General features: G+C 67.9%; 12 protein-coding genes and 1 rRNA gene. 8 read left to right on the top strand and 5 right to left on the bottom strand.

Going from position 1 to position 11,753, the window contains the following annotated elements; all coding sequences use genetic code 11:
* Positions 1-115: ribosomal RNA gene (rrf, locus tag IU459_RS22170) — 5S ribosomal RNA — on the top strand; the annotation flags it as partial.
* A 94-nt stretch (positions 116-209) separates the two neighbouring features.
* Here rrf and IU459_RS22165 read toward each other — a convergent pair.
* Complete coding sequence (locus IU459_RS22165; RefSeq protein WP_195131467.1) at positions 210-1,088, bottom strand: helix-turn-helix domain-containing protein; 879 nt, start codon at positions 1,086-1,088, stop codon at positions 210-212.
* 91 nt (positions 1,089-1,179) lie between these two features.
* On the opposite strand from IU459_RS22165, the gene IU459_RS22160 reads away from it, so the two are divergent.
* Positions 1,180-1,971 carry an SDR family oxidoreductase gene (locus IU459_RS22160; RefSeq protein ID WP_195131466.1) on the top strand — a complete coding sequence of 264 codons (792 nt, stop codon included), beginning with the start codon at positions 1,180-1,182 and terminating at the stop codon, positions 1,969-1,971.
* Position 1,972: 1 nt separating this feature from the next.
* Positions 1,973-3,049, top strand: coding sequence for an NAD(P)H-dependent amine dehydrogenase family protein (locus tag IU459_RS22155; RefSeq protein WP_195131465.1), 1,077 nt, complete (start codon positions 1,973-1,975; stop codon positions 3,047-3,049).
* 217 nt (positions 3,050-3,266) lie between these two features.
* On the opposite strand, the gene IU459_RS22150 is transcribed toward IU459_RS22155, so the two are convergent.
* Complete coding sequence (locus tag IU459_RS22150) at positions 3,267-4,319, bottom strand: aminotransferase class V-fold PLP-dependent enzyme (protein ID WP_195131464.1); 1,053 nt, start codon at positions 4,317-4,319, stop codon at positions 3,267-3,269.
* An 81-nt stretch (positions 4,320-4,400) separates the two neighbouring features.
* Positions 4,401-4,877: a nuclear transport factor 2 family protein gene (locus IU459_RS22145; protein ID WP_195131463.1), complete on the bottom strand. Its 477-nt coding sequence runs from the start codon at positions 4,875-4,877 to the stop codon at positions 4,401-4,403.
* 185 nt (positions 4,878-5,062) lie between these two features.
* Here IU459_RS22145 and IU459_RS22140 point away from each other — a divergent pair, with 185 nt between their 5' ends.
* The 3 genes from IU459_RS22140 to IU459_RS22130 all read left to right on the top strand — a co-directional run bounded on the left by IU459_RS22140 (position 5,063) and on the right by IU459_RS22130 (position 7,095).
* A complete protein-coding gene (locus IU459_RS22140) occupies positions 5,063-5,323 on the top strand; it encodes a three-helix bundle dimerization domain-containing protein (RefSeq protein WP_324198982.1) in 261 nt (86 codons plus the stop codon).
* A 131-nt stretch (positions 5,324-5,454) separates the two neighbouring features.
* Complete coding sequence (locus IU459_RS22135; protein WP_195131461.1) at positions 5,455-6,294, top strand: IclR family transcriptional regulator; 840 nt, start codon at positions 5,455-5,457, stop codon at positions 6,292-6,294.
* 294 nt (positions 6,295-6,588) lie between these two features.
* Positions 6,589-7,095, top strand: a complete 507-nt coding sequence (locus IU459_RS22130; protein WP_195131460.1) for a hypothetical protein — start codon at positions 6,589-6,591, stop codon at positions 7,093-7,095.
* A gap of 7 nt (positions 7,096-7,102) precedes the next feature.
* Here the strand turns inward: IU459_RS22130 and IU459_RS22125 are convergent, their stop codons facing one another.
* Together IU459_RS22125 and IU459_RS22120 are read right to left on the bottom strand one after the other, a co-directional pair.
* Complete coding sequence (locus IU459_RS22125) at positions 7,103-8,788, bottom strand: FAD-binding dehydrogenase (protein WP_440446519.1); 1,686 nt, start codon at positions 8,786-8,788, stop codon at positions 7,103-7,105.
* A 2-nt stretch (positions 8,789-8,790) separates the two neighbouring features.
* Complete coding sequence (locus IU459_RS22120; protein ID WP_195131458.1) at positions 8,791-9,429, bottom strand: TetR/AcrR family transcriptional regulator; 639 nt, start codon at positions 9,427-9,429, stop codon at positions 8,791-8,793.
* 345 nt (positions 9,430-9,774) lie between these two features.
* Between IU459_RS22120 and IU459_RS22115 the strand changes: the two genes are divergently transcribed.
* Both IU459_RS22115 and IU459_RS22110 read left to right on the top strand, forming a co-directional pair.
* A complete protein-coding gene (locus IU459_RS22115) occupies positions 9,775-10,779 on the top strand; it encodes a zinc-binding alcohol dehydrogenase family protein (protein WP_195131481.1) in 1,005 nt (334 codons plus the stop codon).
* Positions 10,780-10,936: 157 nt separating this feature from the next.
* On the top strand, positions 10,937-11,593 hold the full coding sequence (locus IU459_RS22110; RefSeq protein WP_195131457.1) for a cutinase family protein: 657 nt from the start codon (positions 10,937-10,939) through the stop codon (positions 11,591-11,593).
* The last annotated feature ends 160 nt before the right edge of the window (positions 11,594-11,753 follow it).

Genomic DNA, 11,753 nt, shown 5'->3' with positions numbered 1-11,753 from the left:
CGGCGGCCATAGCGGCAGGGAAACGCCCGGTCCCATTCCGAACCCGGAAGCTAAGCCTGCCAGCGCCGATGGTACTGCACTCGACAGGGTGTGGGAGAGTAGGACACCGCCGGAACATCCTTCACGAAAGGCCCTCGACATGGTCGAGGGCCTTTCGTCGTATATGGGAAAACAATGGCTTCGATGCAGTCGCGTCCACTGAACCGCATTTACCCGTGTCGGCCGGCAGTGAGCGCGGCCGTCAAATCGCGTGCCGCCGCACGAGTCGCCTCGATGAAATCATCCCGTTCGTGTCGAGTCGTCGCCGTACGCAATGGTCCGAGCTGAACCTCGTACGCCGCATTGCCGTTCGCATCGAACACCGGCGCCGCGAGATAACTCAGCGGCAGCACGTCCTCCGAATCCAGCTCAGCCCGGCTGAACGGCCGTGACGTGAGTGCCGCGAGCTGACGGAGAGCGCGCGTACGCAGATGCGGTTGCAACAGTTCGGATCCCACCGCACCCAGCAGATCGGCGAGCAAGTCGACCAGGCCCGCGTCGTCGGCGCGGGGCCGGAACACGGCGACGCCGCGATCACGCACCAGTGCCGACAGAGCACCGGCGATGCGCCGATCCGCGTTTGTCGCGGTGCCCAGCCAGGTGTTCTGCTCGCTCGCCGAACGCCACGGCATCACACTCGCACCCGCCGGGAACTGCAACGGAATGCGATGTCCCACCGGAATTCCGGGAACCACCCGATCGGCGCCGTGCCGTACATCGAGCACGGTGAGCCGATCGGGTTCGATGCGGCTGAACGTCGCGCCATACCCGGTGCGGGCCGCCAGAGCGCCGAGGATGTCGCCGACGCCGTGGGGAAGCGCCGCACCGTGCAATCCCGCCAACGCGGGTCCGGTGCGGTAGCCACGAGCGGGATCGCGTACGACCCAGCCGGCCGCGTCCAACTCGGCCAGTATCGCGGTCGCGGTTGCCCTGGCGATGCCGAGCCGCTCGGCGATGCCCGCGACGCTGATCGGCTCACCGGAGGTCGCCAGCAGCGACACGATGTCGATGACTCGCCGTGTCGGCGGCGACGCGGCGCGATCAGGCATAGCCAACCTCTTGTCCCGGCTCTGACGAGCGGCTTACGATGACAAATATTAGATCACAAGCTGTCGAATATTCGACAGGTAGGGAGCCCGGATGATTCTGGATCGGTTCCGGATCGACGGCCAGGTCGCCATAGTCACCGGCGCGGGCCGAGGCCTCGGCGCGGCGATCGCCATCGCGTTCGCGGAGGCGGGCGCGGACGTCGTCATCGCCGCGCGGACCAAGAGCCAGCTCGACGAGGTCGCCGAGCGCGTTGCCGCCGCCGGACGGCGGGCCCACGTGGTGCCCGCGGACCTGAGCGACATCGACGCCACGGCGGCCCTCGCCGCGACGGCGGTCGAGCGCTTCGGACGCCTGGACATCGTGGTCAACAACGTTGGCGGCGCACTGCCGTGCCCGCTGCTGGACACGACGCCTGAGGCGCTGACCGACGCGTTCGAATTCAACGTCACCAATGCGCATGCTCTGGTTCGTGCCGCGGTGCCGCATATGCTCGAAACCGCCGGGGGTGGCTCGATTCTGAACATCACCTCCACCATGGGGCGCCTGCCCGGGCGAGCCTTCGCCGCTTACGGCACCGCCAAGGCGGCCCTTGCCCACTACACCAAGCTCGCCGCGCTCGACCTGAACCCGCGTATCCGGGTGAACGCGATAGCGCCCGGCGCGATCCTGACCTCGGCGCTGGAGATCGTCGCAGGCAACGACGCGATGCGGACCGAACTGGAATCCAAGACGCCGCTGCATCGCATCGGCGAACCCGAAGACATCGCCGCCGCCGCGCTCTACCTGGTTTCTCCAGCGGGGAAATACCTCACGGGCAAGATTCTCGAACCCGACGGCGGCTTGATCATCCCGAACCTCGACCTCCCCATCCCGGATCTGTGACATGACGTATCGCGTAGTGCAATGGGGCACCGGCAATGTCGGCAGGCATGCCCTGGCCGGCGTCATCGCCCACCCCGACCTGGAACTGACCGGCGTATGGGTCTCCGGCCCTGCCAAAGAGGGAATGGACGCGGGAAGGCTCGCGGGACTGGACCGTTCGGTCGGCGTCACCGCGACCAACGATGCCGAGACCTTGCTCGCGTCGCGCCCGGACTGCGTCGTCTACTGCTCGATGACCGACAACCGGCTGTTCGAGGCCGTGCAGGATCTGCAGCGCATCCTCGCCGCGGGAGTCAACGTCGTCGCCTGTGCGCCGGTGTTCTTCCAGTACCCCTATGGCGTGCTTCCGGACGAACTGCTGAAACCAGTGCAGGAAGCCGCGGCTCGAGGGAATTCGTCGCTGTGGGTCAACGGCATCGACCCGGGGTTCGCCAACGACCTGCTCCCGCTCGCGCTCGCCGGGACGTGTCTGCGCATCGACCAGGTGCGTTGCCTGGAGATCGTCGACTACGCCAGCTACGGCAATCGCGAGGTCATGTTCGACATCATGGGCTTCGGCAAGCCCGTCGACGACATCCCGATGCTGTTGCAGCCCGGCGTGCTCTCACTGGCCTGGGGCGGCGTGGTCCGCCAGCTGGCCGCGGGAATCGGCGTCACCCTCGATGCCGTCACCGAGACGTATGAACGAGTCCCCGCTCCGGCGTCGTTCGACATCGCGACCGGGCATGTCGCCGAAGGAACGGCTGCCGCTTTGCGTTTCGAAGTCCGGGGCATGGTCGGCGACGTGCCGGTCACGGTGCTGGAGCACGTGACCCGCCTGCGGCCCGACCTGTGCCCGGACTGGCCGCAGCCGGCCCATACCGAGGGCTCCTACCGGGTCGAGATCACCGGCGAGCCCAGCTACGTGATGGACTTGGTGGCCTCGAGCCGCAACGGCGACCACAACTACGCGACACTGGTGGCCACCGGCATGCGCATCGTCAACGCCGTGCCCGCCGTAATCGCGGCGCCGCCCGGGATCCTGACCGCCCTAGACCTCCCATTGATCACCGCACCGGCGGACCGCCCGACCGGCTGAACCGCATAGGGCCGCACCGAGTTCGGCACGCCGGTACCACGTCCGCCTGCCTGCGTGCAGCGCGGACGCCACCCGTCGGCTACCTGCGCAGTGCGGACGGCACCGGATGGTCTCACCTGGCTGCGGCGAGGATGGTGCCGGATTGTTCTGCGTTGTGCCGGAGCGTAGGCACGGAGGTGCGCATGACGCGCACGGCCGGAGCGAAGGCGGAGGTACCCTACGCGGCGCGTAATGCCGACAGTGCCCGTTCGACATCGTCGGTGCTGTTGTAGAGGTGAAAGGCGAACCGAAGCCCGCCTCCCCGCGCCGAGGCGATCACATTCGCCTCCTCCAGCCGCGCCGCCAATTCTGCCGCGCCGGGCACGGAGACGATGGGGGAGCGCGCCTCGACGGGCTGGAACCCGAGTTCACGCAGCCCTTCGCGGAATCGGTCGGCCAGCTCCAAGTTGTGTGCGCCGATCTTGTCGACGGTGAGTTCCTCGATCAGGGACAGGCCAGCCAGCGCGGCGATGACGCCGAGCCAGTCCGGGGTCGCGTCGAAGCGTCGTGCTGTCGGCGGCAACGCCACCGGACGGTAGAGCTCGGCCCAGCGGTCCTGGGCGGCGTACCAGCTGGACCCGACCGGCCGCAGTTCGGTGACGAGCTCCGGCGCCGTGGCGAAGAACGCGACACTGCGTGCACCGATCAACCACTTGAAGCCGGCGCAGACCCAATAATCCGCGTCGGCGAATCGCAGCGGCAGCCAGCCCGCAGCCTGAGTGGCGTCCACCAGCAGCCGCGCGCCGGCCGCCCGGGTGGCCGCGCGCAGCTCCGCGAGGTCGGTGACGCGGCCGTCCGCCGACTGGACCACGCTGACCGCGACCAGCGCGGTCTCCGGTCGCACCTGCGCGGCCAACTCCGGCAACGGAACGAAGCGCACGACGAGATCGCCGCGATACACGAACGGCATGGAGACCGAAGAGAATTCGCCCTCCGGCAACAGCACCTCCGCCCCCGGCGGCAGTGCAGCGGCCACCGGCGCGATCAGGCCCGCGACACCGCTGCCCAGCGCGATGTCGTCGGGGGTCGCGCCGTCGAGCAGGCGGGCGAACCCGGCCCGCAGGTCGGGCACCAGGAGATCCAGCGATGAGGCCGGTCCGCCGCGGCCGGTGGCCCATCCCGCGCCGGCGTCGCGCACGGCAGTCAGCGCTCGGGCCGACGGCAGACCGTACGAGGCGGTGTTGAGGTAGGTGGTTTCGAGCGTGTAGTCGTCAGGCGCTAGGGAGGACATGTCCGCAGCATCCGCCCGGCGCGCCGGTGCCGTCCAGCGCCACCGCCGGGATACTGGACCGATTTTCCCGCCCGGCGCCCGCTATTTCTCGGACGCCCACATGTTGGACAGCAACTGGAAGCTCGGTATGTCCGACAGTGCCTGCATGGATTCGTAGATGCGCTCGTACCCGGTGGAGGTGATACGCCACCGGCCATCGGTGTCCCTGCGGTAGGTGTCGATGTAGTACCCGGCTCCCCGGATCAGCACGCCGTACTCGGTGGCGATCACGGTGTCCTCGAAAGCCCATGAGCCCGTGGCAGTTTCGCCGTCGACACGGATCTCCGGATGGTTGGCGACGTGCACCGTGACGACCGAGGGCCCGAGATTCTCCCGCATGAACGCGGTGATGGCGTCGCGGCCGTCCAAGTGCAACGGCTTTCCCATGGCGTGGGTGCCGTAACGACCGGTCGCGTCCGCGGCGAGGGTGTCGGCGAACTCGTCCCACTTCTTGAGATCGAGGGTGCGGAAGTAGCGGTACTTCAGCTGGCGGACGGCTTCGATGACGTCGAGATCCATCCGTCGAGCCTGGCACGCGCGATACCGTGAGACAAGAACATGTTCTATTCTTCGCCGTCGGCCGGAGTGTCGCAGAGGAGATTCTGCCGGTTCGAACCGGCGCGATCGGGTACCCGGATCATGGCGCCGTCGTGCGGCCACGAAGGCGTCTGTGGAGCCGACCTTGTCACAACAGGGGAATCGTGATGACCGACCGTCCCAGCACCCATGACACCCACGAGCAAACCGCCATTGATCAGGAGCTCGCCCTGAAGGCGGCCGCCGACCGCCTGGAGGACGAATTCGACGGCGTGGTCAGCGAAGCGGCGATCGAGGATCATCTCCACTCGTCGTACGACCATTTCGCCGATCACGCCACGATCCGGAACTACTTGCCGCTGCTCGCCGAGCGTTACACCCGCGAGTGGCTGTTCAATGTTACGGAATCCTCGCGCGGATCCGACTAGCCCCGGGCCATCCGAACCGACCGCCCGACGAAGCCGCCCGATCGCTGGTGGCTCGTCGAAATGATCCGTGAATCGCCCCTGCGCGAGGAGATTACTTCTAAGCTCTACGCGAGCACGTGTGGAGGTTGGTTATGGCGGTCGAGATGACGACCGATCCCGAGTCCGGGGAATTGTCGACCGGATCAGGACAGGTCCCGGCCAGGGCCGGCCAGCCTCCGGTCTCGATGATCGAGCGGATGACGCTGTTACTGGACGCTTTCGACGGCGCGACGCCGACGCTCACCCTCGTGGGACTCGCCGAGCGGACCGGGCTGCCGCGGTCCACCGTGCATCGCATCCTGGACCAGCTGATCAGGTTGCGCTGGCTGGCGCACGCACCCGGCGGTTATCGGCTCGGCGTGCGCACGCTCGAATTGGGCGGACTTGCCGCCGATCACAACGAGATTCGCGATGTGGTGAGTCCGCTGCTGCACGATCTGAGTCAGCAGACCGGCATGGTCGGTCATCTCGGCGTCCTGGACGGACCGGAGGTGCTGTACCTGGACAAGGTCGGCCGGTACGCCGCGACCGTGCCCACCCGGCTCGGCGGCCGGATGCCGGCGCACAGTACGGCACTCGGCAAAGCGCTGCTGGCCACACTGGAACCGAGCATCGTGGAGGCGTCCTTCCGTGATCGCCTCCCGCAGTTGACCGCGCGCACCCTCGCCGACCGTGCCGAACTGCACCGCGAACTCGGCCGCATCCGCAACCGGCAGGGCGTCGCGGTAGACAATGAGGAGTCGGTTCCGGGTATCGCGTGCGTGGCCGTGCCGATCCGGGGGCGCGGTGCTGCGGTGGCGGCGGTGTCGTTGTCGGGACAGATCGGTGGTGATCGAGCGGCATTGGACACCGCGCGGCTGGCACGGCTGCTGGTCGAGGTAGCCCAAGAAGCGGGCCGCTCGCTGTTTCCCCGGCACGTGCGCTGGCGTTAGCGTTCCCGGGCCGGGCGGGCTGAGCGGCGGCCAGAGACTCTGCCGCCGAATCATTTCCGATCGGCGGCGATGCCACGGGGTGAAATGCTCGAAATTTGCCTGTCGCTTGCTGAACGGTGTGTCTTTCACTGTGAAGAATTTTCGTTCGCGGTGTGTGCGAGCGGACGGACTGCTTTCCTGGAGAAGTCAGGATGGACAGTCCGCGAGTAGGTGAGCCGGAGTCGGGGAGCGATGCACCGGGTACCGATCCAACAGCGACCATTCCGATCCGAATGGCTATGGTTCGCGGCAGGCGTGCTGGGCACGGTCGCCGCCGTCGTCTGGCTGGCGCGGCCGTCGGCGCCCGCCTGCGGTGCCAGCCACGAGGCGGCGTCGACGTCGCGATTGCCGGTAGTAGCCGTTACTTTTGCGCCGGTGGTTTCCGGCGAGGCGCGGCGCTACGAGTTGGGCTGGCCGGTGTCGTGTTCGCTCCGGGACTTCCCGGCGGACGGTGCCCATGCCGGGGTGTCCACCGCGGATGACGGCCGTGCCGACCAGTGTGCCGCGTATCTCGATCTCGAAGCTGGGCATGCGCCTGCGCTCGTACTCGGCAGCTGCTCGGAATGCACCGGCGAGCAACAGGATCCGAATGCGGCAACCTTCGTGCCGGTTGCCGGTTCCTCCGACGGTGTGGTCCGAGTCCGGTATCGCTTGGTGCGCGGCTCCCAACCGGCGCCGGACCTGACCTACGAGGTGGCGCCGGACTCGTCCGCCTCCTGGTTCGCAGTTCTGTTCGGCGACGCGGAAAACGGTGCGAGATGATTCTGCCTCAGGCGAGTTTCGCGGCCAGCGCACGCCCGGCGGCACGGCCGGAGAAGATGCACCCGCCGAGGAATGTGCCCTCCAGCGCGTTGTAACCGTGCACACCGCCGCCGCCGAATCCGGCGACCTCACCCGCGGCGTACAGGCCGGGGAACGCGGTGCCGTCGGGCTTGATCACCTGCGAATCCAAATTGGTCTGCAAGCCGCCGAGGGTTTTCCGGGTGAGGATGTTCAGCCGCACCGCGATCAGCGGCCCGGCGGCCGGATCGAGGATCCGGTGTGGTTTGGCCACCCGGCCTGCCTTGTCCCCGATGTACCGGCGCGCGTTGGCGATCGCCATCAGCTGGCTGTCCTTGGTGTACTTGTTGGTCAGCTCCCGGTCGCGGGCGACGATCTGGCTTTCCAGGTCGTCGTAGTCCAGCTGCGGTCCCCGTGCGATCTTGTTCATGCCGTCGACCAGCTCGCGCAGCGTGTCGGCGACGACGAAGTCCACACCGTGCTGTTTGAACGCCTCCACCGGGCCCGGTGCGCCTTTGGCGACTCGGCTCTTCAGCGTGAGCTTGAGGTCCTTGCCGGTGATGTCCGGGTTCTGCTCGGAGCCCGAGAGCGCGAACTCCTTCTCGATGATCGACTGGGTGAGCACGAACCAGGAGTAGTCGTAGCCGGACTTCAGGATCTCCTTCATCGTGGTGGTGGTGTCGAATCCGGGAAAACACGGTGCGGGCAGGCGTTTTCCGGTCGCGTCGAACCACATCGATGACGGGCCGGGGATGATCCGGATGGCGTGGTCGGGCCAGATCGGGTCCCAGTTGACGATGCCCTCGGTGTAGTGCCACATCCGGTCCCGGTTGACGATGGCGCCGCCCGCCGCCTCGGTGATGCCCAGCATCCGCCCGTCGACGTGCGCGGGCACTCCGGAGATCAGCGTCTCGGGGCATGGGCCGAGCCGCTCGGTGGGCCAGTTGCGCCGGATCAGCTCATGGTTGTGACCGATCCCGCCGGAGGCCACGATCACGGCCTTCGCGCGGAACTCGAACTCGCCCACCTTGTTCCGTGACGAGGCACGGCCCCGCTCCAGATCGGTGTCCGCCAGCACGGTGCCGCGGACGCCGACCACCGCGTCGTCGGCCACGATCAGTTCGTCGACCTGATGGCGGAAGCTGAACCGGACCAGCCCGCGGTGCTCGGCCGCGAGCACCGGCTCCGCGAAGACCCGGACCACTTCGGGGCCGGTACCCCAGGTCAGGTGGAAGCGCGGTACCGAGTTGCCGTGCCCGTGGGCGAAGCCGCCGCCGCGTTCGGCCCAGCCGACCAGCGGTGTCACGCGCAGGCCCAAGTCACGCAGGTAGTCCCGCTTCTCGGTGGCCGCGAACCGCACGTACGCCTGCGCCCACTGCCTGGCCCAGTGGTCCTCGTCGTCGCGGTCGAACCCGGCCGAGCCGAGCCAGTCCTGCAGGGCGAGATCGTAGGAATCCTTGATGCCGAGGCGGCGCTGCTCGGGACTGTCGACGAAGAACAGCCCGCCCAGCGACCAGAACGCCTGACCACCGAGATTGTTGCGATTCTCCTGGTCGAGCACGTGCACGGTGCGGCCCGCCTTGACCAGTTCATGCGTGGCGACCAGGCCGGCCAGCCCGGCGCCGACGACGAGGACATCGGCTTCCGGCGCCAGATCAGGACTGCTGTGGGACATGTTCATCCTTCGGTTGCGGTGCTGTAGGCCAGCACGACGTGGTGGAAGAGTTCGGTGCGCCGCTCGCGCACGACATGGCTGTCCGGCTCCAGCAGCACCTGCACGCTGGTGCCGTCGTGGACGGCGATGAGCGCCTGGCCGAACGCGTCCGGGTCCGGCACGGTGCGGCCGCCGCGCGCGAGCGCCGCGACGATCGTCGGCATGAGGGCCGCGACGATCGCCTCCTCGCGCGCGGCCATGACCCGGCGCAGCGCCGGAGTGCGCAGGGCGTGCGCGGTGAACTCGGCGGTGATCCGGTACCAGCCGTCGTCGATCGGGACCGCCCGTTCCAGCCTTTCCACGGCGGTGCGGACGTCGTCGGTGCCGTCCACCGCGATCTCGTCGAGGATGGCGCCTGCTTGCGCGAGCATCGCCGTGGAGCGCTGCTCCCACATGGCCAGGAACAGCTCGTCCAGCGAGCTGAAGTTGGAGTAGAACGCGCCACGGGTGAAACCGGCGCGCTCGCATACCCGCTCCACGGTGGCGCGGCCGAACCCCTCTTCGGCGAAGGCCTCGTAGGCGGCGGTGAGCAGCCGGCTCCTGGTTTCGGCGCGCCGGCGGGTGACCCGGGCGGGCACGGCCCGCACGGCATCGGACGTCATCGGGCACCTCCTCGGGTCGCCGGAAACCGGCTACTAGATACACAAATGTATTCGATACGGAAATGTATCAGGCTGGCTTACCGGGTGGGACCGAAATCGCCGAGTAGGGTGAGTCCGATGCATCCGGCCTGGTCGGATGCACGGTCCGGCTGGAGCCGATCGTGGGAGGTGATCCGACGATGAGCGAACGAACGAGCAGCACAGCCGAGAACTCGCTCGCGGCGGAGTCGAGCGCCGGTGAGGCGCGGTCATGAGCGAGTCAACCGTGGACACAGCCGAGTACTCCGTCGCGCCGGAGCCGAGCGTCAGCGAGGGGCGAGCATGAGCGAGGGCGGTGCCGTCGAGATGCGCTGCTGGCGGGTGCGCAGGCCGGGCCCGATCGCCGCCGGCCCGTTGGACGCCGAGCGGGCACCGATCCCGGAACCGGCGCCCGGCGAGTTGCTGGTCCGTGTGCTCGCCTGCGGAGTGTGCCGAACCGACCTGCACGTGGCCGAGGGTGATCTGCCGGTGCGCCGTGCGGCAGTGGTGCCGGGGCACGAGGTCGTCGCCGAAGTCGTCGCGTTAGGAGCCGCGACCGAAGGGGACGGGTTCGCCGTCGGAGATCGGGTAGGCATCGCTTGGCTTCGGCATACCTGCGGCGAATGCAAGTTCTGCCTGCGCGGGGCCGAAAACCTTTGTCCGCGCTCGGCCTACACCGGCTGGGACGCCGACGGCGGCTACGCCGAGTTCGCCTGTGTGCCCGCGGCGTACGCGCTGCGTCTGCCCGCCGGTTATACCGATGCCGACACCGCGCCGCTGTTGTGTGCGGGCATCATCGGGTATCGCGCCCTGTTACGGGCATCCGTGCCGCCGGGCGGGCGGCTGGGAATCTACGGCTTCGGCGGCAGCGCTCACATCGCCGCGCAGGTCGCGGTCGCGCGTGGCGCCGAGGTGCACGTGATGACGCGCGATGCCGCCGCGCGCGAACTCGCGACCGCACTCGGCGCGGCGTCGGTCCAAGGCGCGGCCGATCCGCCTCCGGTGCAGCTGGATTCGGCGATCCTGTTCGCGCCGGTCGGGGAGCTGGTGCCGCCTGCGCTGGCGGCGCTCGATCGCGGCGGGGTTCTCGCCATCGCGGGGATCCATCTCAGCGACATCCCTCCGCTGAACTACCAGCGCCATCTGTTCCAGGAGCGGGAGATTCGCTCGGTGACCGCCAACACTCGCGCCGACGCCCGCGAATTCCTGGCTTTCGCCGGCGAACACCGGATACATCTGACCACGCATGGGTACTCCTTGGACATGGCCGATCGGGCGCTGAGCGATCTCGCGCACGGACGATTCACGGGCGCAGCGGTTCTCGTTCCTTAGGTGGGCCGAAAACGATTCGGCGCTGAGTCCGTATCGGTCGGGTCGCATTCCTTGACGGGTTTCGCAGACATACTTACCTTCGCGGATATAGCCGAGCAATTGTCACTGACAACAGTCACTCGGCTGTCTCACAACGGCGTGAGTGTAGGTGAGTACGATGGCCAACCGGAAGGTAATTCATTTCGAAAAGTGGCGTGTGGTAAGGGCATTCGCTGTGCTGCTGCTCGTCGCGGGGTTCGGAGCGGCGACCGGGTTGCACGCATGGGCGATGCCATGTGCGGCGGTCGATGTCGTCGTCGCCAGAGGAACCCATGAACCCGGGTACTTGGGTTCGGTGGTGGGCGACCCGCTCTATGCCGCACTGCAACAAGAACTTCCGGTCAGTTCGCAGTCCTACCGGGTGAACTATCCCGCGGATCTGCTCGATCCGTCCTCGATCAGCCGAGGCACCCAGGACATGACCGCCCACCTACTGTGGCAGGCCGCGATGTGTCCGGACCAGCGGTTCGTCCTGGTCGGCTTCTCGCAAGGGGCGGTCGTGACGCACGGGGTGCTCGGCACCGGCGTCGTGACCGCGCTCGGCGGCATCCACTCGCTTCCCTGGGAGCTGGAATCCCGGGTAGCCGCGGTGCTGCTGTTCGGCGATCCGGTCCACCTGCTCGGCTGGAGCGTTCCCGAGCTCTACGCTTGGCGGACCGGAAACTACTGCACCAGTGGTGATCCGGTCTGCGAGGGCGGTATCCATCCGGCCGCGCACACGAACTACGGATGGGCCATGTGGCCTGCCGTGCAGTTCGCCGCATCCCGGGTGTGAATCCCCGGACCGGGGATCCGCGGTTGGCGGCCGCCTTCGGGCGGCCGCCAACCATGGCATAGCCAACTCACCCGGCCCGCTTACGTCTTCCGCAACCGGGTGGCCCGGTATCGGAAGCCGGCCTGTTGGGCGTGCGATCGCGCCCCGACCCTTTCGGCGC

Origin of the sequence: Nocardia amamiensis, assembly GCF_015477605.1 — a bacterium.
GTDB lineage: Bacteria > Actinomycetota > Actinomycetes > Mycobacteriales > Mycobacteriaceae > Nocardia > Nocardia amamiensis_A.
This window is presented reverse-complemented; position numbering and strand designations above follow the sequence as displayed.